19 protein-coding genes and 2 tRNA genes are annotated in these 23,805 nt (G+C 40.2%); 7 read left to right on the forward strand and 14 right to left on the reverse strand.

What is annotated here, in order from left to right; all coding sequences use genetic code 11:
• Window positions 1-14: 14 nt before the first annotated feature.
• From ACWIUO_RS05475 to ACWIUO_RS05495, 5 genes are all read right to left on the reverse strand, one after another.
• Window positions 15-1,442: a Do family serine endopeptidase gene (locus ACWIUO_RS05475; RefSeq protein WP_454177006.1), complete on the reverse strand. Its 1,428-nt coding sequence runs from the start codon at window positions 1,440-1,442 to the stop codon at window positions 15-17.
• 424 nt (window positions 1,443-1,866) lie between these two features.
• Window positions 1,867-5,211: a GIY-YIG nuclease family protein gene (locus tag ACWIUO_RS05480; RefSeq protein ID WP_454176907.1), complete on the reverse strand. Its 3,345-nt coding sequence runs from the start codon at window positions 5,209-5,211 to the stop codon at window positions 1,867-1,869.
• Between the two features lie 69 nt (window positions 5,212-5,280).
• Complete coding sequence (locus ACWIUO_RS05485; protein ID WP_454176908.1) at window positions 5,281-6,516, reverse strand: CapA family protein; 1,236 nt, start codon at window positions 6,514-6,516, stop codon at window positions 5,281-5,283.
• Between the two features lie 80 nt (window positions 6,517-6,596).
• Window positions 6,597-7,616: a UDP-3-O-(3-hydroxymyristoyl)glucosamine N-acyltransferase gene (gene lpxD, locus ACWIUO_RS05490; protein WP_454176909.1), complete on the reverse strand. Its 1,020-nt coding sequence runs from the start codon at window positions 7,614-7,616 to the stop codon at window positions 6,597-6,599.
• Between the two features lie 92 nt (window positions 7,617-7,708).
• The gene (locus ACWIUO_RS05495) at window positions 7,709-8,452 is read right to left on the reverse strand and encodes a triose-phosphate isomerase (protein ID WP_454176910.1); all 744 of its coding nucleotides are present in this window, start codon (window positions 8,450-8,452) and stop codon (window positions 7,709-7,711) included.
• Between the two features lie 157 nt (window positions 8,453-8,609).
• Between ACWIUO_RS05495 and cmoA the strand changes: the two genes are divergently transcribed.
• The 3 genes from cmoA to ACWIUO_RS05510 all read left to right on the forward strand — a co-directional run bounded on the left by cmoA (window position 8,610) and on the right by ACWIUO_RS05510 (window position 10,447).
• The gene (gene cmoA, locus ACWIUO_RS05500; protein ID WP_454176911.1) at window positions 8,610-9,437 is read left to right on the forward strand and encodes a carboxy-S-adenosyl-L-methionine synthase CmoA; all 828 of its coding nucleotides are present in this window, start codon (window positions 8,610-8,612) and stop codon (window positions 9,435-9,437) included.
• A 119-nt stretch (window positions 9,438-9,556) separates the two neighbouring features.
• Entirely contained in the window at window positions 9,557-10,270 is a 714-nt protein-coding gene (locus ACWIUO_RS05505) for an amino acid ABC transporter permease (RefSeq protein ID WP_454176912.1), read from the forward strand.
• A 92-nt stretch (window positions 10,271-10,362) separates the two neighbouring features.
• Window positions 10,363-10,447, forward strand: a tRNA-Leu gene (locus ACWIUO_RS05510).
• A gap of 366 nt (window positions 10,448-10,813) precedes the next feature.
• Here ACWIUO_RS05510 and ACWIUO_RS05515 read toward each other — a convergent pair.
• The 6 genes from ACWIUO_RS05515 to ACWIUO_RS05540 all read right to left on the reverse strand — a co-directional run bounded on the left by ACWIUO_RS05515 (window position 10,814) and on the right by ACWIUO_RS05540 (window position 16,118).
• A tRNA-Glu gene (locus ACWIUO_RS05515) sits at window positions 10,814-10,889 on the reverse strand.
• A gap of 10 nt (window positions 10,890-10,899) precedes the next feature.
• Complete coding sequence (locus ACWIUO_RS05520; RefSeq protein ID WP_454176913.1) at window positions 10,900-11,712, reverse strand: SPOR domain-containing protein; 813 nt, start codon at window positions 11,710-11,712, stop codon at window positions 10,900-10,902.
• A 74-nt stretch (window positions 11,713-11,786) separates the two neighbouring features.
• Complete coding sequence (locus ACWIUO_RS05525; RefSeq protein WP_454177007.1) at window positions 11,787-12,329, reverse strand: DUF1882 domain-containing protein; 543 nt, start codon at window positions 12,327-12,329, stop codon at window positions 11,787-11,789.
• A 38-nt stretch (window positions 12,330-12,367) separates the two neighbouring features.
• Complete coding sequence (locus tag ACWIUO_RS05530; RefSeq protein ID WP_454176914.1) at window positions 12,368-13,618, reverse strand: serine hydroxymethyltransferase; 1,251 nt, start codon at window positions 13,616-13,618, stop codon at window positions 12,368-12,370.
• Window positions 13,619-13,797: 179 nt separating this feature from the next.
• Entirely contained in the window at window positions 13,798-15,387 is a 1,590-nt protein-coding gene (gene lysS, locus ACWIUO_RS05535; protein WP_454176915.1) for a lysine--tRNA ligase, read from the reverse strand.
• Between the two features lie 176 nt (window positions 15,388-15,563).
• Window positions 15,564-16,118, reverse strand: coding sequence for a CvpA family protein (locus ACWIUO_RS05540; protein WP_454176916.1), 555 nt, complete (start codon window positions 16,116-16,118; stop codon window positions 15,564-15,566).
• Window positions 16,119-16,288: 170 nt separating this feature from the next.
• On the opposite strand from ACWIUO_RS05540, the gene lnt reads away from it, so the two are divergent.
• Both lnt and ACWIUO_RS05550 read left to right on the forward strand, forming a co-directional pair.
• Window positions 16,289-17,869, forward strand: coding sequence for an apolipoprotein N-acyltransferase (lnt, locus tag ACWIUO_RS05545; protein ID WP_454176917.1), 1,581 nt, complete (start codon window positions 16,289-16,291; stop codon window positions 17,867-17,869).
• Window positions 17,870-17,951: 82 nt separating this feature from the next.
• Complete coding sequence (locus ACWIUO_RS05550; protein ID WP_454176918.1) at window positions 17,952-18,593, forward strand: ABC transporter ATP-binding protein; 642 nt, start codon at window positions 17,952-17,954, stop codon at window positions 18,591-18,593.
• Window positions 18,594-18,599: 6 nt separating this feature from the next.
• On the opposite strand, the gene ACWIUO_RS05555 is transcribed toward ACWIUO_RS05550, so the two are convergent.
• Complete coding sequence (locus ACWIUO_RS05555; RefSeq protein ID WP_454176919.1) at window positions 18,600-18,809, reverse strand: hypothetical protein; 210 nt, start codon at window positions 18,807-18,809, stop codon at window positions 18,600-18,602.
• Between the two features lie 98 nt (window positions 18,810-18,907).
• Between ACWIUO_RS05555 and ACWIUO_RS05560 the strand changes: the two genes are divergently transcribed.
• Both ACWIUO_RS05560 and ACWIUO_RS05565 read left to right on the forward strand, forming a co-directional pair.
• The gene (locus ACWIUO_RS05560) at window positions 18,908-19,477 is read left to right on the forward strand and encodes an outer membrane beta-barrel protein (protein ID WP_454176920.1); all 570 of its coding nucleotides are present in this window, start codon (window positions 18,908-18,910) and stop codon (window positions 19,475-19,477) included.
• A gap of 310 nt (window positions 19,478-19,787) precedes the next feature.
• Window positions 19,788-21,008: a cation:proton antiporter gene (locus tag ACWIUO_RS05565; RefSeq protein WP_454176921.1), complete on the forward strand. Its 1,221-nt coding sequence runs from the start codon at window positions 19,788-19,790 to the stop codon at window positions 21,006-21,008.
• A 60-nt stretch (window positions 21,009-21,068) separates the two neighbouring features.
• Here ACWIUO_RS05565 and ACWIUO_RS05570 read toward each other — a convergent pair whose 3' ends face one another.
• Together ACWIUO_RS05570 and pntB are read right to left on the reverse strand one after the other, a co-directional pair.
• A complete protein-coding gene (locus tag ACWIUO_RS05570; protein WP_454176922.1) occupies window positions 21,069-22,151 on the reverse strand; it encodes a hypothetical protein in 1,083 nt (360 codons plus the stop codon).
• 123 nt (window positions 22,152-22,274) lie between these two features.
• The gene (gene pntB, locus ACWIUO_RS05575; protein ID WP_454176923.1) at window positions 22,275-23,795 is read right to left on the reverse strand and encodes a Re/Si-specific NAD(P)(+) transhydrogenase subunit beta; all 1,521 of its coding nucleotides are present in this window, start codon (window positions 23,793-23,795) and stop codon (window positions 22,275-22,277) included.
• Window positions 23,796-23,805 lie beyond the last annotated feature (10 nt).

Raw genomic sequence — 23,805 nt, forward strand, 5'->3', positions numbered from 1 at the left:
TTTCAACAATCGCTTTATTTCGCCACTATCGTGCGTGCGCCATCATTTGAATACACCAAAAATCGCTTATTTTTGCCTCTGTATTTATTTAGCGCGCGGGCAAAATCCGCCGTATCTTTTATGGCAATATCCTCTACTTGAGCGATAATATCCCCTTGAGAAAATCCTGCATCTTGGGCTGGAGAATTTGGCGTGATATTTGTAACAATCACGCCTTTTATATCCTCTGGGATTCTGTATCGTTGGCGGATTTGCGTGGTTAGAGGCTCTACGCGCATACCTTTTAGCGCGCTTTTTTCATCGCTAGTTTCTGGGATATTTACAGGTGCGTTTTCGCTCACGCTCCCGTCTTTGCGCAGGGCTAGGGTTAGCGTGATAGTTTGAGGTTTGCCATCGCGGATAATGCTTAGCGTGGCTTTTTCGTTTGGTTTAAGCGCACCGATTAGATTTCGCAGGCTTGCAGAATCTTTCACAGGCTTGCCATTTACCGCCGTTATCAAATCCCACACAAGTAGGCCTGCTTTTCTTGCTGGGGATTTTGGGTCGATAGATATGACTACCGCGCCTTGTGCATTGCCATAGTTTGAGCGTAGATTTTCGCCTATGTCTTGCGTGCCTACGCCTATGTAGCCACGCTGGATTCTGCCCTCTTTGACAAGTGAATTTGCCACTTCTTTTACCATATTTGCAGGGATTGCAAATCCTACGCCGTGATTGCCCCCTGTGCGTGATAATATCGCTGTATTCATTCCTATCAACGCCCCACGAGAATCAATCAACGCCCCGCCTGAATTTCCCGGATTTATCGAAGCGTCCGTTTGGATAAAGTTTTCATACGCATTGATTTGGATATTTTTATTAGTCGCAGATACGATTCCTTGCGTTACGGTTTCGCCCACGCCAAATGGATTGCCAATGGCAAAAACCACATCGCCCACCGCGACATCATTGCTATCAGCAAATGGGACAAAAGGCAAGTTATTTTTGCTAATGCGAATCACGGCAATATCGCCGTCTTTGTCGATACCCACCACGCTAGCGGTGTATTCTCGCGTGTCATTTGGAATCGTTACGATGATTTTATCTGCGCCATCGATTACATGGTTATTGGTGATGATATAGCCATCGTGAGAGATGATGACGCCACTGCCAAGTGAGCGCTCCACCCTGTCTTTTGGGATTTGGCTATACATATCGCCAAAAAACTGCTGAAAAAATGGGTCATTAAACATAGGATTCATAAGATTGTTTGAAACTTTTTTTTGCGTGGAAATATTTACGACTGCTTTGGTGGCTTTGACAATGGCATCGTGATAAGAATACACGGTGTTGCGCTCATTCATAGGATTTGCGCGTTTGGTGGCTTTGGGGGCGTTTTGGATAGCGTAGGCTTGGAGTGTGCCAAAAAGTGCGCTAAAACAGGCTATGCTAGAAGCTAGCATAATGCTAGCGATTTTTATAGATTTTGTCTTGCTTGTAGTTTTGTTTGTTGTCTTGTTTGTAGTTTTTGCATTGCTTGAGATATGTAGCATACCTAAAATGCGTGATTTGTGGGGGGGTAAAGCGTGGGATTTGATTTGCATTTGATTCTCCTATTTTGATTTTTTGGGATTTTGTTTTTTTAAATTTTTGCCCTCAATTTTTTACTTTCTTTGGATTCTTTGGATTTTCTGCTTTTTTGTTGGATTTTGCTTTTTGATTTTGCATTACGCAGAATTGTAAATCTTTTTGCTAGCAAACAAAATACCAAAATCACAAAAAACACGACCAAAAAAACACAACAAACGCAACATTGTAAAATGAAAATCTAAATGATAAAAAAATGCCTATTTAAGATATTTGCATTTGATAAATTTTTATGCGATTTTAGTTGCTTTTTTTGGCGGTGTGCTTGGATTTTAGTAGGTTTTTTATCTCATCATCGCTTAGATTTTGTATGTCCTTAAAACTCCCTATGAGCGATAATAATCGCTTGATTTGGGCTTGGCTTAGATTTCGCTTCTTTAGCACGCTAGCTTCTAGTGCGCTAGATTTCTTTTTTTCTCTATGAAAAGCTATGGCAAAGCGGTGTGCCTCATCGCGTAGCTTTTGCAAAAATTGTAATTTTTCATCGCTTGGGCTAAATGCAAAAGTGTTTGATAGCGTATAAAGTATGTCGCTTGCAGCCCCTTTGGCACGATTGGCATACTTGCTAGATTTGGATTTTAGGGTTAGGCTTTCTATGCTTGTTTTGCTTGTTTTGTTTATAGATTTTGCAAAATCTTTGTTTGCAAAATCTATAAAATCTGCTTGGCTATTTGTTTGGCTATTTGTCGCAAAATCCACACTTTTTAGGCTACTAAGACGCTTTTGCTTGGCGATGCCTACAATGTCGATTGCGCCATTTAGCCCGCAAGATTCTAGGATTTCTTTTGCAAGGGTGATTTGGGGTTTGCCTCCATCGATTAGCCATAGATTTGGTGGCGGTGTGCTAGCAAAATCTTTTGCCCTGCGGACAAGCATTTCGCGCATTTGGCTGTATTCATCGCTTCCGCTTAGTTTGTATCGGCGATATGCGGATTTGACAAATTCGCCATTTTCATACACTATCATCGCGCCCACGCAGTCTCTGCCACTATGATGGCTTGTGTCAAAGACTTCGATTCTGCTTGGGCTAGATTCTAGCTCTAGGCTTAAAGCTAGCCGCTCTAAAATCTCATTTTCTTTATCTAGCTTGGCACAATGCAATCCCAAAATCTCTTTTGCATTTTGCTTGGCAAGCGATAGGATTTTTGCCTTTGTGCCTATTTGCGGTGCATTTAGCGCGATTTTGCGTCCTTGCGTGGAGTAGAGAAAATCGCTTAGCAGGGCGCAGGGCAACCCATCAACACTAGGTAGTAAAATCTCACTAGGAATGATTGGCAATTTGCTTGAATATTGGTTTAGAATCGCTTGCGTATAGATTTGGGCGTAGATTTCGCTTTGGGCTTGTTTTGGTTGATTTTGGGACATTTGGGATTGGTTTAGTGAAATAATCTCGTGCTGAATGGATATGATTTTGCCCCCACGGACAAAAAGCGATAGTAAGATTGCTTTTTGGGATTTGGGATTTTTTGATGGATTTTGGTTGGTGCTTTGGCAAGGTTCTGTGATATGTTTTATGCCCTCATTGCTAGAATTTGGGGTTTTGTCAAAGGTTGCAAATTCTTGGCAATCTATTTTGTTAGATTGCAAAATATCATTATGTAGGCATTTTGTTTTTGGGATATTTCGGGCTTCGCCCTCAGTATGATAAGTATCACCGTCATTGCGAGCAAAATCGCTAGATTTTGCGTGGCAATCTATTTTGCTATTGTTAAAAAGTGGATTGCCACGCTCGCTATCGCTCGCTCGCAATGACGATTCCACGCTAAAATCTACCCTCCCCCTAACCCCCTCCGCAAGGGAGGGGGGATTATTTTTATCATTTGTAGCCCCCTCCGCCACATTTTGATAGTTTGGGGAGGGGGAATCTATTTCGTCATTGCGAGAATTTGCGACTTTGTCAAAAGTTGCAAATTCGTGGCAATCTATTGTTTTGTCAATGATTTTTTTGTCATATTGAGGGCTTAAGCCCGAAATATCTCTATTTTTAAGTTGCGATTGAGATACTTCGGTCGCTTGCACTCCCTCAGTATGACAAATTGTTGTTTGTGGATTTTGCAAATCTGCTTGCAATGACGGAATATCGCTAGATTTTACCCACCCCCCTAGCCCCCCTCCGCAAGGGAGGGGGAAATTTGGATTGCCACGCGGATTTTTCAAATCCGCTCGCAATGATGATTCTGTGTTGATTTCTTGGCTAGATTCTAGTGTGGATTCTACCCACCCCCTAGCCCCCTCCGCAAGGGAGGGGGGATTATTTTTATCTTTTGTAGCCCCCTCCGCCAAATTTTGATAGTTTTGTGAGGGGGAATCTATTTTGTCATTGCGAGCAAATGCGTCCGCATTTGCGTGGCAATCTATTTTGTTATTGTTAAAAAATGGATTTTGCTTGCGCAACTGCGCCCACTCGCGCTTACGCGCTAAATCGCTACTTTGTAGCTGTGGGCTTGTGCCACGGTCGCTATCGCTCGCTCGCAATGATGATTCTGTGTTAGAATCTAGGCTAGATTTTGGGGTAGATTCTAATGTGGATTTTACCCTCCCCCTAGCCCCCTCCGCAAGGGAGGGGGGATTATTATTTTCACTAAAATCTACGCCACTTTCCGCCACAATTCTAGTATTTGCGGTGGTGCTTGTGGAGTTTTTTGTAGATTTTGGGGGTGAGCTAGGCTCTCTCGCCTGCGAACCCTCAAAATCTGCAAAATCTATGCAATGACTATCCAAAGACGAATTGCTTTCACTAAAATTGCCCTCACAAAAATTGCTTTCACTAAAAGAATCTATATAAAAATACAACACATCAACATTCACATCTTTTGCCAAATCAAGCGCCGAAAAACTCTGCAAATTTTGCAACTTTTTGATTCTATCCCTATAAACCCCCGCTTCCTCATATCGCCTAGATTCCGCTAGGCTAAGCATTTTTTCTTTTAGTTTTGCTAGCAATTTATGCGGGGATTTTAGCAGTGATATAGCTTCATCTAGTATGTTTGCGTAAGCCTCTTTTGAGATTTTGGCTTCGCAGGGCGCACTGCACCGCCCTATTTGATAAAACAAACAAGCCTTTTTTTCTCTCACACACGAAGTCTTTTGCACAAGCGGATATATTTCTAAAAGTGAGTTTATGATTTCTTTTGCCCCGCTTGTGAAAGGTCCAAAATAGCTTGTATTTTTGGTAGTAGATTTTGTTTGGGTTATGTTGCGCGTTATCGTAGGTGTGGGGAAATCTAGCCCAAAATCAAACGCAATATAAGGATAAGTCTTATCATCGCGCAACAAAACATTATATTTTGGTTTTAGCTGTTTTATGAGCGAATTTTCCAAAATCAGCGCGTCTTGCTCGCTATTTACAAGCAAGATTTCGATATTTGCCACCTGTCGCACCATAGAGGCTATGCGGAGGGATACTTTTGGATTTGGGATTGGGGTGTTGCTTTGCAGGGTTTGGGAGAGCGAAAAATAGCTTTTTACGCGCTTTTTTAGGCTTTTTGCCTTGCCGATATATAGCACTCTGCCACTAGAATCTATGTATTGATACACGCCTGCTGCATTTGGCAGGGATAGTAGTTTTTGACTTAGATTTTCCATTTTTAGCTTTTGTTTAGATTTTGTATTGTTGCCAAAACCTTGTTTATAACCCGCGTTTATGTCCTGCGTTTATAGCCCAATAGCTATCCAATCTTGCTTTATGATTTGCAAATATTGCTCATAAATCTGTTGATAATTTGGCAATATTTCATCATTTAATAACAAAAAAGGATAGATTTTAAAACCGCTCATTTTAGGCAAATCAGGCGAATTATTAGGATTTTGCTCATAAAAAGTATATACCAAATCCGCTCGCACATTTTTTATTTTCACTTTTTTTGGGAATCGTTTATAAAAGCGCGATTCTCGTATGGAATGTTGGCTAGATTCTCGTATATGTTTTTGCATTATTCTAGGTTTTTGGCTAAGAGAAAAATCATTTGTAGATTCTTGCATATTTTCTCTTGCGTTTTGGATTTTATCGATTTGCACGGACGCCATAAGCCCTACGCGCTTTTGTAGCCCTACTTGCCCTGACAAAAAATTGCCAAGCGCATAAAAAATAAGCGTATTTCCTACGCGCTCGATAGGCTGTATGGCGTGAGGGTGGTTGCCTATGACAATATCTACGCCTAGATTCGCCAAAAACTGCGCGATTTCTCTTTGCTCTTTGGTTGGTTTATGAGTGTATTCTACACCCCAATGAATCGAAACTATCAGCAAATCAACTTTATGCCTAATGGATTTAATGTCATTTTTTAGCATTTCTTTGGTATAGACATTTACAAGGTATTCTTTGCCCTGTGGGAGTGGGATTCCATTTGTGCCATAAGTGTAGGCAAGCATCGCGTAGCTTATGCCATTTTTTTGCAAGATTTTTTGCTGGATTTTATCTTTTGCATCTGCGCTCTCAAAGCTCCCTGTGGAGTAGATTTCGCTATTTTTAGATTCTTTTTCACGCCAAAATCTAAGCATCGAATGCACGCCTTCTTCGCCTTTATCTAGCGTGTGATTATTGGCTAGGCTTATGAGGTTAAACCCTAGTTTTAGCATCGTTTCGCCAAAATCTTTGGGGGAATTAAACCTAGGATAGCTGCTAAGCCCTAGCTCGACACCGCCTAAAATACTCTCTTGATTATAAAACGCTAAGTCATATTTTTTGCTTATAGGTGCGATTAGGCTAAACATTGGCATAAAATCATAGCCACCATATTGCGTTTTTGCGTCCTCATACACGGACTTATGCAGTAGCGTATCGCCGATTATAAATAATGTCAGCGAATTAGATTTCGCTTCTATGTTGCTAAGTAGCAAACAAAATGCGACAAAAGCATACAAAATCTTTTTTGCTAAAATCTTGTTCACAATATTGCTCGTTTTTATTTTATTTTGATTTTATTTTGTTGGGATTTTTGCTTGATTTAAGTTTATCACATTTGCAAAATTTAGGCTTTTTCGCTTTTTTTGACCATCTTGCGAAGCGTTACAAAAAACTTCATCCACGCATCAATCTCCATCAGCGGATGTCCGCCCCATTTGGTGTTTGGCGGTAGATTTTTGCCTACTGCGCCCCTCCCTGCAATTTGGACAAAATCCCCGATATGGATATGTCCGCCTGTGCCAGCTTGCCCGCCCATTACGACATTTCGCCCCGTAGTGGTGCTACCTGCTAGCCCTACTTGGGATACTAGCAGGCTATGCTCGCCGATTACGCAGTTATGCCCGATTTGCACAAGGTTGTCAATCTTTGTGCCTTTTTTGATTAGCGTCTTGCCAAAAACCGCCCTATCTATCGTGCTTCCAGCCCCGATTTCGACATTTGATTCTATCTCTACGATTCCGTTATGCTCGATTTTGATATGCTCGCCTTGCGCAGTATGCGCATAGCCAAACCCATCGCTACCGATTACGGCATTTGCGTGGATATTGACATTATCAGCGATTTTGCTTTGTCGATAGATTACGACATTTGGGTAGATTTTGCAGTTTTGTCCGATGCAGACATCATCGCTTAGCACCGCCCCGCTCATTATGATACTGCCCTGCCCTATTTCTACATTTTGCCCTATATATGCGCCTTGCATTATTTTCACGCTTGAATGGATTTTGTTTGTTTTTCGCAAATGTGGCTCTTGGCTAGATTTTAGTGAATCCTCGCAAAACTCGCTTTGCGTGAAAAAATGTGATAAAAGCGCGAATGCTAGATGAGGATTTGGCACGATTAGTGGCTCTATGTGGCTAGGCACTTGGGAGGCAAACTCTTCGCGCAAAAGCACCGCGCTTACTTTTGAAGTGGCAAGAGATGGCAAATATTTTGGCTGGTCAATGTAGCTTATATCGCCCTGCCCGCCAAACTCAAGCGGGGTTAGCGCGTGGATAACAAAATCCTTTTTTATCTCATTTGTTATGCCTATTTTGTCTTTGATTTGGCTTAGTTTGACTGCTTTTGGGCTAGAATCTACCATTTTTGCTCCTTTTGTTTATTTGCATAGTGTTTGTTTTTAAGGCGTTTTTGAAGTCGCTTTTGCGTTTTTAGCACAAGATTTTGCAAATAATGCTAGCTAATGCACGCTTCAATAATATCTTTTAGCCCATTTGGGCTAAGTGCTGCGCTACCCACAAGCACGCCATCTACATTTGGGATTTTGCTAATTACATTAGCGTTTTTGGCATTTACACTTCCGCCATAAAGCAATGGGGTTTTTGTGATAGAGCGCAAAAAACTATGCACGCCTTCTATGTCTTTTTCATCTGCGCTAACCCCCGTGCCAATCGCCCAAATAGGCTCATACGCCACGCAAAATTTAGATTCTAAACTAGAATCTAGCACAGATTCTAGCCCGCTAAATTGCGAATACAAAAACGCTTCTAACGCCTGCTTGCCCTTTTTTCTTGTCGCTAGATTTTCCCCCACGCAATACACCACTTCATAGCCATTTTCCAAAAAATATCGCACTTTTTTGGCACAAAAATCTTGTGATTCTCCCAAAATATTTCTACGCTCACTATGCCCTATAAGCAGGGTTTTTATGCCCATAGATTCTAGCATTTGCGCTCCTATCTCGCCACTATATGCGCCATTTTTTGCAGGGTAGGCATTTTGCGCACCGATTTTTATGCGTTTGGCATTATCACTAGCACTTTGCAATGCGACAAATGGCGGGAAAACCACCACTTCATTTTGCTCCCAAAACGATTTAGAATCTACATTTTTAAAAAGATTGTATGCTTCAAATTCCCTCACATAGTGATGTGCAGAGCTTGGCGTATGATTGCATTTAAAATTTGCCATAAATTTCATTTGTAAAACTCCTTATGCCTAAAATATGCAAAAAAGCGATTATACCCAAATACTTTTTTATATTGTCAAATCTCGCTATAATGCACGCAAAACTTATGATGTGCTAGCCCATCAAATGCTTATAAAGCGCGCAAAAATCCACAAAAAGAGAATCTAAATGTCAAGCAAAAACGCTAACAAAACAAAAAATAAAATCACAAACAAAAAAGATAAAATCTTTCGCACAAAAAATAAAACCTCCAAACAGCATAAAACTAAGCAAACAAAAGAGAAATTTTGCTTTGATAAGCGCGTGGCTAGCGTGTTTGATGATATGTTGGAACGCTCTATCCCTTATTACAAAGATAATCTTAAACTTTGCATAGATTTTATAATCCAAAATCTACCAAAATCTAGCAAGACGCTTAAAACCACAAAATCTAGCAAAAATCTGCCTAGAATCTATGATATTGGCTGCTCAACGGGCAATATGCTTTTGGGGCTTTTTGCCCGCACAGATGCCGAGTTTATCGGCATAGATAGCTCTAGCGCGATGATAGAAAATGCCACGCTAAAAGCAAAGGCTTATGGTGCGAAAATCTGCTTTATCTGCGCGGATTGCACGAAGCTAGAATATCAAAAAGCGCAATGCTTTATCACAAATTATACTTTGCAATTTATCCGCCCACCAAAGAGGGTGGATTTTTTATCCAAAATCTATGACGCGCTAGAATCTGGCGGGATTTTGATTTTGAGCGAAAAAATGACAAGCCCAAATGCCACGCTTGAAGCGCAAATGATAGAGTATTATCACAGCTACAAGGCAAAAAATGGCTACACCAAAAATGAGATAAATGCCAAAAGAGAAGCGTTAGAAAATGTGCTTGTGCCTTATAGTTTGCAAGAAAATATCGCGCTTTTGTGCGAGGCTGGGTTTAGGCTAGAAAATATTGAAGTGCTATTTAAGTGGGTAAATTTTGGGACAATCATTGCGAAAAAAGATTAGAGCCAAAAAAATTAGATTTTGGTAGTTTTTGGCATATTTTAGGGGATTTTAGGCACAAAACAAAGCTATAAATAAAGCACGCAAAAAAAATGCAAGACACATAAAAATAAAGGCAAAAAATGCTAGATTTTGAATTTATGTTTCGTCATTTAGACTTGCTCCAAAAGGGGCTTAGTTTGACATTGCAAATTTCTATTTTTGGGATTTTGCTATCGATTTTTATCGGGTTTTTTTGCGCGATAATCCTAAGCGAGAGTGAGCGGACAAAGCTAGAAAATCCTACAAAATCTAGCACAAAACCAAAAAAATCTGCTCCCATAAAAATCCTAGAAATGCTAGTCAAAATCTATGTCGAAATAGCGCGAAACACGCCATTACTCATTCAACTATTTTTCCTCTACTTTGCCCTGCCAAAAATTGGTATAAAACTAGAGGCTTTTAGCTGTGCGGTTATCGGGCTAGCGTTTTTGGGAGGCGGATATATGTGCGAGGCATTTCGGGCGGGATTTTTAAGTATTAGCATTTCACAGATTTACTCCGCACGCTCACTAGGGCTAAGCAAAGCACAAATTATCCGCTTTATTGTCCTGCCTCAAGGGTTAGCCGTGGCTATGCCCGCACTAAGCGCAAATGTGATTTTCCTAATCAAAGAAACTTCAGTCGTTGGGATTTTAGCCCTAGCTGATGTGCTGTATAATGCAAAGGACATAATTGATATTTATGGCAAGACTTATGAGGCGTTATGTATGCTAATCTGTGCGTATTTGGTGGTGCTTTTGCCACTATCGCTTGCTTTTGGTGCGCTAGAATCTCGTTTGCGCAAAAAAATGTGAAATTTTGGAATTTTTGCTTTTTATGTTGATTTGTGGTTAGGATTTAGGATTTTTTAAACATTCTTTCGATAGAATGGTAGTTTTATTTCAATGCGGAAGTGGCGAAATTGGCAGACGCACTAGACTTAGGATCTAGCGCCGCAAGGCATGGAGGTTCAAGTCCTCTCTTCCGCACCATACTTCTTTTATCTTTTTTTTCTTGTTGATTTTACTTGCGTTTCAAATGCTCCCGTTTTTTACAAATTTAATTTTTTAAAGCCTAAAATCTAAAAATGCTATACAAAAATCTAGCACAAAATCAACATAAGCAAGACACCAAAAAGCCGTGGTTTTATAGGGATTGAGCTAGGATTGACAAATGCCAAAATCTAGCAATATATTTATCAAACATTTTACGCTACTCTATAATGCTTGGGTATGTTTATAGATTTTAGGTTTTTAACAATGCTGATTGTGGGTTATGACATTTGATAGAATCTTAGATTTTGTTAAAAATTAGATTTTGAGATAAGGTATTTTAGGTAAGATTTTGCAAGCAAAAAATGGCGACCCTTGAAAGATTCGAACTTTCGTAACTACCTAGAAAGGGTAGTATCCTTGACCGCTAGATGAAAGGGTCATATAAGGGATTAGGGGATAAAAACGCGTATAGGACTCTCGCTAAAAATTTTTTGGACATCCTCTCTAGATGGGGCTTGCGCTTCGCTAGGATATGGACCTAGCAAATAACGAGTCGTGGTTAATCCATTTTTGTTAGTGATTTTTTGGACACGATAGGAATATTTTTTGACAAGTGCGATAAATTCTGCTTTTGGCTCTTTGCTAAAAGAACCCAACTGCCAATAAAATCCTGTCGTAGGCGCGCTACCATTTGCGCTTAGCGTGCTACCTTGCGGGCGTAGATTTTGTGTGGGTTGTGAGGTTTGCGTTGGTTGCTGGGCGGTGGGCTGTGGTTTGGGGCTAGATTGCTGGGCTAGTGCTTGCCTTTGTGCTTGTGGGGTTTGCTGTGGTGCGCTATGCTGTGCTGATGGTTGCGCAGATTGTGGTGTGGGCTGTTGTGGTTGCCCGCCACCTGTTAGTCGGTTTATTATCATATCAAGGCTAGAAGTCTCTGCCTCCTCTGGTTTTGGCGTATCTTGTGGATTTTGTATGCCCTCTAAGCCTTTTAGCAAAGAATCATCAATCGCATTTGTATCAAAATCTATCCCGCCTAAGTTGCCAAAATCATCTTCAAATGGCGTAGCGATACTTTTATCGATTGTGCCGTCGTTTGATTTTGAGATTTTTTCCTCATTTGCCCCCAAAAATTTCCACATCGCAAACGCCACCACCACGATGATAGCGACTGCCATAAGAACGATGATTATGCTTTTTTTACCGCTTGAGGACTTCTGCCTTGTATTGCCAAGCAGTATTTCACTTAGCTCGTTTCTATCGTCCATCATCTTTCACTCCTTTGCATTTTCATTGCTTTGCATTTTCACTCTTTTTGCATTCTCTGCTAGCGTTTATGGATTTATAAATGTTTCGCCCAAGAAGCCCCGCGCTCTTTTGCATACACTTCATAAGGCAACGATAGAATATTAAAATCTTTTGGTAAATCATTGTTTGGAAACACGCGCCACTCTAATGGAGTTTTTTGCCCTAGCTTCATAGATAGCATTTTAGCAAGCGTCTGCCCCTCTGCAAGCGAAGTATGCCCTTTGTGGATATAGAGATGCAAATGTCCGGGGGTTTTGGTGCTATAAGCAGTGAAATTGATAAATCCTTCTTCGCGGAAAAGAAGCTGTGCTTTGTGATAAAACCGCTCAGGGTCGCGTCCGTTGTAATCAAATACGATATTTTCTACCTTATCGCCGGGCAAAATAAGACTATGGGCAACGATTAACTTATGAGAAAAATGGTCTTTGATAAGCTGACTTGTAAGCGTAGAATCCACTTTTTCAAATTTATCAAACAAAAGTCTGCCACTATAATGAATCTTTTGCCCCAGCCCAGCGATTTTTTTATAATAACACGCTGTATGAACTTTAATCAGTTTTAAATCCATTTCTGTCATTGCCATTGCCTATCCTTGTCAAACCTAAAATCTCAAATCTAAAATATCGCCCTATCATACACCACAAAACGCGAACTAAGCTCTTTTACCTCTGCTAAAATTGCTTTTTGGAGATTTTCATCTGTGATATTGTCTAAAATATCTGCGATTTTGCCCGCTATCCATTCAAACTCCGCTTCTTTCATACCTCGCGCTGTGAGTGCGGGAGAGCCTATGCGGATACCACTTGTTACAAATGGGCTTCGCTTCTCTCCCGGAACGGTGTTTTTATTTACCGTGACTCCAGCCCTGCCTAGTGCCAAATCCGCATCTTTGCCGCTAAAATCCTTTGTCAAAAAGCTCATCAAAATAAGATGATTATCGCTTCCTTGGCTAACCAAATCATACCCCCTATTTATTAACACTTCTGCCATTTTGGAAATATTTGCTTTAACTTGCTTAGCATACGCCTTCCATTGTGGCTTTAGATTTTCGCTAAAACCGATGGCTTTAGCAGCGATGACATTCATAAGCGGTCCGCCTTGAATCCCGGGGAAAATGCTTTTGTTGATTTTGGTTGCGATTTCTTCGCTATTTGTGAGAATAAGCCCTCCGCGCGGTCCCCTCAAAGTCTTGTGTGTAGTGGAAGTAACAACATCGCAATGTGGAAAAGGATTGGCATTTTCCCCTGCGACTACAAGCCCTGCTATGTGGGCAATATCTGCCATAAGGATTGCGCCTACCTCATCTGCGATTTGCCGAAATCTAGCGAAATCTAGCTCGCGCGTATATGCCGAAAATCCAGCCACAATGATATTTGGCTTGACAGATTTTGCGATATTTTCTAATTTATCATAGTTGATTTTGCCATCTAGCTCCACGCCATAAGAAAAGCTATGATAAGTCTGCCCAGAAGAGCTCACCTTTGCGCCGTGTGTTAGGTGTCCGCCGTGGCTTAAATCCATTCCCAAAATCTTATCATAAGGCTTTAGAAGCGCGTTATAAACCGCGCCATTTGCTTGTGAGCCTGAGTGTGGCTGGACATTTGCATACTCACAGCCAAAAAGTTTTTTTGCTCGCTCTATGGCGATAGATTCTATATCATCGACAAACTCACAACCACCATAATATCGCTTGCTTGGGTATCCCTCCGCGTATTTGTTGGTAAGCACGCTACCTAGTGCCTCCATAACAGCTGGAAAAGTATAATTCTCGCTTGCTATCATTTCTAAGTGTTGATTTTGTCGGGCAAGTTCTTTTTGCAAAAGTTCGTAGATTTCTTTGTCGGCAGATTCTAGGTAGTAAGGCATTTTCTCTCCTTAGATTGTGTTTAGATTTTGCTTAAGATTTGTTTTAGTTTTTTTGGCTTTTTTTGTTGATAAAATCACGCGTTACAAATCGACATTTTCCCATTTTTTGTTAGATTTTTGGTTAATGTTTATTTGACTTTTGCTCCTTTTTGCTATTTTTTGGCTAGTTTTATTTTGTGTCATTTTTCGTCATTAGGTAGCATTGTAAAATCCTCTTTTATGGGCTTCATCGCGGGGAATAACAATACATCTTTGATAGTTTTTGAATTGGTAAGAAGCATCACAAGCCTATCAATCCCTATGCCCTGCCCCGCCGTAGGTGGCATACCATACGCAAGAGCCCACACAAAATCTTCGTCCATATATTGCGCTTCCTCATCGCCTTTTTCTTTTTGCGACACTTGCGCTCTAAATCGCTCCAGCTGGTCTAGCGGGTCATTTAGCTCGCTAAACCCATTTGCAATCTCTTTACCACCGATAAAAAGCTCAAATCTATCTGCCCTGCTAGAATCCGCATCATTTCGCCTAGCAAGCGGGCTAATATCGATAGGATATTGCGTGATAAAAGTAGGATTTATAAGCCTTGATTCTACAAATTCGCCAAACGCGCTTTCAAGCAACTTGCCATAGCTCATATTTGATTCTAGTTTTACGCCTTTATCTGTAAGATATGCTTTTAATTTTGCTTCATTGGTAAAAATTTCACGCGAAATCTTGCCGATTTGCTCTAAGCTTTCCTCATAAGTCAAAATCTGCCACTTACCAAAATCTATCGCATTCTCGCTAGAATCCAAAAAAGGCAATTTTCTATCCATTCCTAGATTTTGCAACAAATAATCAAAAAATTCCTTTGTCAGCGCAATCAAATCCTCATAAGTATGATATGCCCAATAAAACTCAATCATACTAAATTCTGGGTTGTGGCTATGGTCCATTCCCTCATTGCGAAAGTTGCGATTTAGCTCAAAAACCGCTTCAAATCCACCCACAATGAGTCGCTTTAGATAAAGCTCTGGCGCGATTCTTAGATACCTATCTACGCCTAATGCGTTGTGCTTTGTGATAAAAGGCTTTGCATTTGCACCTCCGGGGATTGGGTGGAGCATCGGCGTTTCCACTTCCAAAAATCCTTTTTCCTCAAAAAATTTTCGCACAAGACTAACGATTTTGCTACGAAGCCTAAAAATCTCTCTAACCTCGCTATTTACGATTAAATCCACATATCTTTGACGATAGCGAAGCTCGACATCTGTTAGCCCGTGAAATTTCTCTGGTAAAGGCACAATCGCTTTTGTCAAAATCTTAAAATCCTTTGCGTGGATACTTAGCTCGCCACTTTTTGTTACAAAGCCAAATCCGCTAACAGCGACTATATCACCCACTTCAAGTAGTTTTTTTACCACCTCCCACAAATCCTCCCCCAAATCATTTAGCGATAGATAGCCTTGCAAAATCGCGCTTTCATCTTGGATTTTGATAAAGCAGGCTTTGCCCATAAGCCTTATAAATCGCACGCGCCCGACTATTGTTTCATTTTGCGTTTCAGTCTGCATTTCATTTTGCGTATTTTGTTGTGTGGCGTTTGTAGTGTCCGCAGGCTTTGTGCCTTCGCTAGAATCTGTGCTTTGTGTTTGTAGATATTCATATTTTTGCAAAAAGTCCGCGTTTTTTATCGTGCGCTTTATGCCATTTGCATAAGGATTTAGATTTTTTTCTCTTAACGCCTGCGCTTTTGTGATTCGCTGTTTTATATAAGTGTTTTCAAACATTTTTTTCTCTCTTTTAATTTTTTAGATTTTAGATTTTATGCAAATGCAACTTTTTGCAAAATCCTAAAATTCGCCATTTTGAAGCAAAATTCCTAACAATATACATTTTATGCAATCCATTTACAAAATCTAAATCTTACAAAATCTAAATTTTACAAAATTTACTCTTGCAAAATCTACTTTTGGCTCTTTATGTTTTTTTGCATATTTTTTATGTCTTGTGGGATTTCGGGCATTTGGGGTATGTCGTATTTTTCGGGGAAATGGATAATAAATTGCGCAACTTTTAGCATATTTACATATATTTGGCTTTGCTCCCTTGCGATTTTGCCGACATTTTCTTCGATAAAATGGACTTTTGATAGCGCGTAAGCACAAATGCTAAATACAAAAAAGATTTTCACACAGGCAAACACAAATCCCAAAGATTTATTGACAAATCCTAACCCCAAAAAAGTAAATTGCTTTGATAGCACATAAGAAATCAGCATAAAAAATATCCAGCTAATCCCAAGCACGCACAAAAATCCAAGCATAGTATGCAAAGATTTGCTATGAAAATCGTGGATTTGGGTTAGCACTTCGCCCACAGGCACGGCAAACATAGAGCCTAGATACACGCCTATGAGAATCCCAACCAAGCTACACACTTCAGCGATAAAGCCATTTGCAAAGCCACGAAAACCAAATATGACAATAACGACAAGCAAGACTGCATCAATATAATTCATCTCTCACACTCATTTTTGGATTTGATAAGATTTTGTGTTGAAATTTTGCGAAAAAAGGCTATTATTCTAGCCTAATTTCACTTAAAAAACCCAAAAATACACAAAAAAGCCAAAAAAGATAAAAACAAAGCAAAACAAAAAAAGCAACAAAAGGCAAAAAAGGCAAATCTTTGAAAAAAACTCACAACAAAAAACCCCCTTTCATCAAAATCCTGCGTGGTTATAAAAACGCAATCACAGATTTTCTATCCAAAAAACAAGATTTTATTTCCCATATTCCATCGCTACATTTGCGCTCTTTAGGGCGATTTGACAAAAAACAATGGCAACATTTCGCTAGACTAAATGGCTATGGGTTTGTGTTTGGGCTATGTTTTAGTGCGTGGCTATATGTGTTTGTGTTTGTCATAGAGGGCTTGGGGGGATTTAGCGAGCATTCTAGCGTGGGGGCTGATATGTTTTATTGTGCCTTGCTTAGCGTTTTTGGGCTTATAAGCGTGGCTAGTTATTTGTTTTGCCCTGCAAGGATTAGATTTTATTTTGGATTTTTTGCGGGACTTTTGCTTTTGTATTGGATAGCTTTGTCGTTTCGATACTCGCCATTTCCGTTTTTGATACCATTTGTGTGGCTTGGGATTGGGTGCATTATCGGTGCGATTTTTTGGGCTTTGCTATATTTTGGGCATATTATTTTTAGGATTTTTAGCATTATGATTTTGGGATATATCCACCCTTTTGGGTTTGATTGGCTAGTCCCGCAGAGTTTTTTTGCGTATAGTTTTTTTGGCATTTCACATTGGGATTTTTTGCTAATTGTTGTGGGCGTGGCATTAGTTGTGATGGCGTTAGGCAAAAATGACATAAAAGGATTTTTATACATTGCTAAAAAATCAAAAAAAAGTTTTGTCAAATTTCGCATCGGGGCTGGGTTTTTTGGCGTGCTTAGTTTGATTTTGGCATTTGAGAATGTAAGCCCTGCAAATACCATATCTACGCCATTTTTGCAAAATGATTCTAACGATTTAGAATCAACTACGCAAATCACAAAAAACCAAATCGCCCTAGCCCAAACGCATTTCCCACAAGATGTAAAATGGAGCAAACACGCGCTAGATTCTATAAAAAATTCTACTTTCAAAGCGATAGAGCAAGCAAAGATTGATGGCAAAAAAGCCATAATCTTGCCTGAGACGATTTTGCCAATCGTGCTAAATAGTGAAAATCCCTACGAAATCGCTACCTTAGAATCCCTAAAAAACGCTTCAAATGAGATTGCTATCATTTTGGGTGCGTTTAGCAAGCCAAATTTTAACTCCACTTATGTAATCCACAAAGGCGAAGTGAGGATTTTAAACAAAGTCATTTTAGCTCCTTTTGGGGAGAAAATGCCACTCCCAGATTTTTTAGCAAAGCCACTTCTTAGGGCGTTTTTTGGGATTGATGAGGGGTTAGATTCTGCGAGTAAGCCTCAAGATTTTAATCTTTTTGGGCTTAGATTTCGCAATGCTATTTGCTATGAGGGCACAAGCAATGCGCTATATGAGGATAATCCCAAATTTGTCGTAATGATAAGCAATAATGGCTGGTTTTATGTGAGTATCGAGCCATATTTACAGCGCGTCTTGCTTAAATATTATGCACGCAAAGTGGGGGCTATGATTTTGCATTCTGCGAATCTATCGCAATCTTTTGTGATGACGCCACAAGTGTTAGGGGATAGCTATGGAGAGATAATCCACATTGGATTTTAAGCGATTTTAGACGATTTTAGGCATTTAGTATGGGATTTTAGATTTTAGATTTTAGAACTTGATTTTAAGCGAAAGGATAAAAATGCTACTTCAAGCAAAGGGTGTAAGCCATAGTTTTGAGACACTTTTATATGAGGGCGTGGATTTGGGATTGCAAGAGGGGGAGAGTATCGCTATTTTGGGCGTTTCTGGTAGCGGAAAATCTACCCTGCTAGCAAATCTCTCCACAATGCTAAAACCAAATTCTGGCGTTATCTCACTTTTAGATTCTCCAAACATTTACGCGCTAAAGCCAAATGAGCGACTAAAACTTTTGCGCGAACATCTAGGAATCATCTTTCAAGCGCATTATCTTTTTCGCGGATTTAGCGCGCTAGAAAATCTACAAGTAAGCGAGGCACTTACCAAAAAACCCATTGATATGGATTTGCTAGAAAATCTAGGCATCGCACACACGCTCCATCAAAACTCCGCGGATTTATCAGGCGGGCAGCAGCAGCGACTATCCATCGCACGCGTGCTACTAAAAAAACCGCGTATAATCTATGCTGATGAGCCAACGGGAAATCTTGATAAATCAACTGCAAAAGCGGTGATGAATGCCCTGCAAAACTACATAGCCCAAAATCACGCAGGGCTTATCATCGCCACCCACGATGAAAATATCGCAAAATCTTGCACCTATACTTATGCGATTTGCCAAAAAGGCTTACAACGCGTATAATCCGCTTCACAAAATATTACGAAAATCCACTTCGCAAAATAGCACAACAACATATCGCATTTTGCCTAAAAAGCTAACAAAAATTAAACCAAATACGGAATCTAAGTTGCTTGGATAAAACGCGGATTTTAGTCGGGCAAAAACATTTTCTAGCGCGATTAAAACGCAAATATTTTCTAAAGGATACAAAATGAAGTCTGTTGGCAAGTTTGGCAAATGTTGTTTATTGGCTTTTTTATTAGGGGGGGGGGGGCACTAGCATTTATGCTGATGAATTAGAATCTAGCTTAGCAAAAGAAGCAGATTCAAAAGTATTGGTTTTTGTCGGTGGCGAAGTGGGGTATGGAGTGGCTTTTTTGAGCGCGACTGAAAATAAAACAGGTGGTGGCAAAACAACGGAATTGCGCGCACCTTATGGCGTAGTAGGTGGCAAAATCGGCATAAAAAAACTCTTTGGCGAAAAGCAAGTAGTCGGGCTAAGAGGATATGTGAGCTATCATTATTCAAATGATGGCGAATACTCCTCACATCAAACAGCGTTTAACACAGAAGCGATTTTTAACATCGGCAAAAGGGTTGGAATCTATGCAGGGCTTGGCGCAGGCTATGTAAGCAATGTCGCCATTTCATCAAATAATTTTGCAAATGGCACAACCACGCCCACAAACCAAACCACGCTTATAAACGACCCTAAGGGAAGCGGGTTTATATTGCCTGTAAATGTCGGGCTTGAAGTGGCGTTAAACACTCATCATTTTGTAAATCTAAATGTGCGTGCGCCAAGTATCGCTGCAAGCGAGAGACTAGGGGCAAATGCAGATTCTAGCACCACTTATTCTGCGCGAAATCTATTGCTAACTCTTGGATACACTTATCAATTCTAAGATTTTGCAAAAAATGATTTTGAAAAAAACGATTTTGCAAAAACGATTTTGAAAACGCCGTGCATTTTGGCTATTTGGCTAAAAAGCTAGCTTTTTATTTTATGGCAAAAACACTTTGATTTTTGCCATAGATTTTTGCCATAAATGTTTTGCAAAATCTACTTGCTACACTTTTTGCTTACTTCGACATAAACCAGCGCAAAATCAAAAACTACCGATTTAGGATATTTTGCGACAAAATCCATAAACAACGCCACGCCAAAACACGCAAAATCACAATAAAATCACAACAAAGGAATCACAAATCAAAATGGAAAATATGCTTTTGGATATTTTTATCGCGTTTTCGATTTTATCGATTTGCATAGTCATAGCCCCCATACTTGCAAATCTAACGAAAATGCCCGTAGTGGTGGTAGAAATGCTTTTGGGGTGCTTTGGAATTTATTTTGGAGTGTTTAGCCATAGTGAAGCATTTGAATTTATGGCAAAAGTTGGATTTTTGTTTTTGATGTTTTTATGTGGAATGGAGGTGGATTTGCGCGGGTTTAGCAGGCTTGGCAAGCGGTTTTTAAAAGCTGTGGCGGTGTATTTTGTTATCCTTTATGTTTTGAGCGCGTTTATCGTGCTTGTTTTTAAGCTACCAAATATTTTTATTGCCGCGCTCCCTGTGATGAGTCTTGGTATGATAATGACGCTACTAAAAGACTATGGCAAAGATAAACTATGGCTAGAAATGGCTCTAACTGTCGGCATCATAGGCGAAGTCATAAGCATTGTAGCATTAACGCTTATTAGCGGATTTTATCATTATGGCAATTCATTGCGATTGTATGAAAATCTAGCCGTGCTTGTGGCGTTTATGCTAGCAATCGTTGGGATTTTTTGGGCGTTTAAAATCCTTTTTTGGTGGTTTCCAAATTTTAAGCTATTTCTTATGCCATATAATGATTTAAGCAACAGGGATATTCGCTTTGTAGTTATGCTATTTGTGGTGTTTGTGGCGTTGGTATTGTTTTTGGATTTAGAAGCGGTGCTAGGGGCGTTTTTGGCTGGCACGATTGTGGCGATATTTTTTTCATACAAGCACGATTTAGTCGGCAAACTAAATGAAGTCGGTTTTGGATTTTTTGTGCCGTTGTTTTTTGTCTATGTGGGAAGCACGCTAGATTTTGGGCTGATTTTGGCAAATCCTAGCTATGTGCTAAATGGCGTATATATCGCCATCGCTATGCTTGCCCTACGGCTAATCGCGGCAAATATGGCGTTTTTAAGGTTTTTTAAAAGTGTCAAAAACACCACGCTTTTTGCCCTAAGCCATTCTATGCCATTGACTTTTCTTGTCGTTACTGCCAAAATCGCAGATGATTGGGACGCGATAAGCAAAGATATGTATTATGCGTTTTTGCTAGCAGCGATGATTGAGGGCATAGTTTTTAGCATAGTGATAAAATTTCTATGGAATCTATGGAAGGCAAAATCATCAAAAAACAACACAAACAAACCCCAAAACACAACCCCCAAACAATGACGCAAAATCTAACAAAATCTAAGGCGCAAAATCTAACAAAATCTAATTTTTGCAAGCGATTTACTTGACTACCAAAGTGCTAGCATAGGGCTTTTCATCGATATTATGCAAATGTTGCTTAAATTTTAACGCCTCGTTAAATTGCGCTTTTTGGCTAGCTGACATTTTTGCTATGAGTGATTGTTTGATAGATTTTAGTTTGTCTAGCTCGGTGTTGATTTGTTTGGCTATGTCTGCTTTTGCCTCATTGCTTAGTCCCTCATAGCGATTATCTTGCTCGCTTAAAATCACGCCTATGGCGATTAGATTTTGATAACGCATATTTTCTAGCACATTGCTATGAGCGTCAAAATCGCGCACCACAAAATTTTTGCTAACCATATTATTTGCAAAAATACTTTCCATTTTTCCACTTTTTGTCGCATTTTTTACCATTTGGCTAGCGACTTTATTTTGCTTTAAGTATATGCCATTTTCAAGCAAAAATCCCAAAATCATACCCGCATCTCTATCGCCCATTTTTACCGCGCTAAGTAGCACATTTACCGCACGCGTATTGACCCCCGCTAGGGCAAAATGCGCGTAAGATTCTAGCAGTATTTTTGTGTCTTTTTTTGCTAGCCCATCGCAGAGTTTTTCTTCGCCGATTTTTGCGCTCAAATCTAATGCCAAAAATTCTTTTATGCCATTATCTGTTGGCTCTTTTGCTTGATTTTCATCAAACAAAAATGGGATTTTACTTTTGGCAAAATCACTGCAAGACTGACATTTTATGCTGATATTTCCACGCATTATATTTTCGCGTATTTGATATTGATTTAGCACAAAATCTAGTTGCAAAATATACAGCTTGCCAAGCGCAGAATCTAGCGTGGAAATGTTTTGGATTAGGCTATTATCGGCGTTATTTGATTGTATAGATTGCACGATTAGGGGCAGGGCTTTAGCTTCATTTTTGAATGCGCTTGTATCATTAGTGATATTTTTTAGCTGACATTTTAGCGGGCTAGCCTGCGCAAATGACATAAGCCCACATATCCCAAAACCTATCATAAATCGTTTCATTGCCTCTGTTGTTGTGAATTTTTTAAGGCTTTTAAGGCGTTTGTAGATTTTGTCTCCGTTATGTTGCAAAGATTTCATTGTTGCTCCTTTTGGTTTTGTGTTAAAGTTTGGTTTTGTGCGTTTAGTTTAGCAAAAAAGTCATTTTTTTAAGCCAATATAGCATATTTTTAGCGTGGCTTAATGCGACTTAATGTGATTTAGCTATAAAGACGCCAAAATCGATTCCACGCTTTTTTTGGCATCGCCAAAAAGCATTTTGGTATTTTCTTTGAAAATCAGCGGATTTTGCACCCCTGCATAGCCTGTATTCATCGAGCGTTTAAACATCACCACCGATTTTGCCCTCCACACTTCTAGCACAGGCATACCTGCTATGGGGCTATTTGGGTCTTCTAGCGCGCTTGGATTTACCGTGTCATTTGCCCCGATGACTAGCACCACATCAGTGTTTGCAAAATCCGCATTGATTTCGTCCATCTCTAGCACGATGTCATAAGGCACTTTTGCTTCTGCTAGTAGCACATTCATATGCCCGGGCAATCGCCCAGCCACAGGGTGTATGCCAAATCTCACTTTTATCCCCTGTGATTGAAGTTTTTTGGTTAAATCATAGATGGGGTATTGGGCTTGTGCCACTGCCATTCCATAGCCCGGGGTTATGATTACAGATTTTGCGTTTTGTAGCAGGGAGGCTACTTCGCCTGCTTGTATCTCTGTGTATTCGCCCATTTCACCCTCCACGCTAGCATTTCCACTATCCGTGCCAAATCCCCCCGCTATCACGCTAATAAATGAGCGATTCATCGCTTTGCACATAATGTATGACAAAATCGCCCCAGAGCTACCCACAAGCGCACCTGTAACGATAAGCAAATCATTTCCTAGCATAAACCCAGCCGCAGCTGCCGCCCAGCCTGAATACGAATTTAGCATAGAAACTGCCACAGGCATATCAGCCCCGCCGATAGAAGCGACTAAATGCCAGCCAAAAACAAGCGCGATAAAAAGCATCGTAGCAATGGCAATGATTTGAGGCAGGCTATCCTCACTCACTACAAAAATCACTAGCGCAACCAAAGATAGACAAATCGCACCTAGATTCCAATAATGCTTAAAAGGCAAGTTTAGCGGCGCACCAGAGAAAATCCCGCGCAACTTGCCAAACGCCACAATCGAGCCTGTGAATGTAACCGCCCCAATAAACACACCCAAAAAGATTTCGACTAGATGAATAGCGTTTGTGCCACTGCCAAAATCCCCACTAGAATCCAAAAATGGCAATATCCCAAAGCCAAGACTAAAATCCTCCCCAAAATCAGTCCCACCAAAATCAACCCCAATAGATTCTAGCTCTTTTGCGAATATGCCTGTCGTTTGCAAAATCTCAATAAAACTATTTAGCCCCACTAGCACCGCACAAAGCCCCACAAAGCTATGCAAAATCGCCACAAGTTCGGGCATTTGCGTCATTTCTACCTTTTGGGCTAGCACAATGCCAATCCCACCGCCAAGCAACATCGCAGCAATAATAAGCGCGATATTGCCAATATCTCCACTTAAAATTGTCGCACATAATGCCAATGCCATACCCGCTATGCCAAAGAGATTCCCTCTTTTGGCACTTTTGTGCTTAGATAGCCCTGCAAGAGATAGGATAAACAAAATCGAAGCGAGTATATACGCCGCTTTTGTTAGGTTAGAAAATTCTAATATATCAACCATTTTTCACCCC

This window comes from Helicobacter sp. T3_23-1056 (assembly GCF_053654535.1).